This is a genomic window from Streptomyces sp. XY431 (assembly GCF_001279805.1).
Taxonomy (GTDB): Bacteria; Actinomycetota; Actinomycetes; order Streptomycetales; family Streptomycetaceae; genus Kitasatospora; species Kitasatospora purpeofusca.
Genome location: NZ_LGDO01000273.1, coordinates 1 through 1,041 on the forward strand (window position 1 = coordinate 1; position 1,041 = coordinate 1,041).

A 1,041-nucleotide genomic window follows, 5' to 3' on the forward strand; every position below is an offset into this window, starting at 1 on the left:
GCAACAACCCCGGCTGGATCGACTACGGCCAGATCGCCGCCGGCGCCTGAACCCCGCACCCGCACCACCGACCGGCACCACGAACCCCGGCCACGAACCCCGGCCACGAACCCCAGCAAGGAAGAAGGAATCCTGTGAAGCGCACCCTCGGACTCGCCCTGGCCGCTGCGAGCGCAGTGGCGGCGATCGCGGCCACCGCCCCCACGGCCTCGGCCACGGCACCCGCGCCGGCCCCGCTGCTCCGGGTGATGCCGCTCGGTGACTCGATCACCGCCGGGTACCGGAGCAGCACCGACGCCGGCTATCGCGGCCTGCTCGGCGACCTGGTGGCCCAGCAGAACCGCTACACCGTCGACCTTGTGGGATCGAACCACAACGGCGCGGTCACCGACCCCGACAACGAGGGCCACAGCGGGTACATGGTCAACGACATCGCGGCCGGGGTCGACGGGTGGCTCCAGGCCGCGCAGCCGGACGTCGTCCTGCTGCACATCGGCATCAACGACCTGGACCGGGGCAGCGACAAGGCCCACGCGGCGGACCGCACCTCGGCACTGATCGACCGTGTCCTCGCCGCCCGTCCCGGTGTCAGCGTCCTCGTGATGGGCCTGATTCCGACCACATCGAACCTGAGCGCCCTGGTGGCCGACTACAACACCGCGCTGAGCCGGGCCGTCGAGACGAAGCAGACCCAGGGCCGCAAGGTTCGCTACACCGCCGCGCCCGCGCTGACGCCGGCCGAATTCGCCGACGGACTGCACCCCAACGACTCCGGCTACCAGCGGATGGCGCAGACCTTCGACCAGGCCCTGGACCGCTCCTTCACCGACGGCCTGGCCGCCCCGGCGGCCACACGCCACGCCGGTACGGAGTCGGGTGGTGCGGGGCGGGTGCGGTGGGCGGACTTCGACGGCGACGGCCGCGCGGACTACGTCGTTCTCGACGACAACGGTTCGGTGCGGGTGTTCCTGAACAAGGGCGGAGACGGGCACGGGGGCTGGAGCGACCTGGGCCAGGTGTCCACCGGGATGACCTCCGACC

General features: G+C 71.8%; 1 protein-coding gene. It reads left to right on the forward strand.

Annotation, left to right across the window (positions count from 1 at the left end; all coding sequences use genetic code 11):
• Positions 1 to 134: 134 nt before the first annotated feature.
• On the forward strand, positions 135 to 1,041 hold a 907-nt coding region (locus tag ADK60_RS23445), incomplete at its 3' end, for an SGNH/GDSL hydrolase family protein (RefSeq protein WP_234371227.1).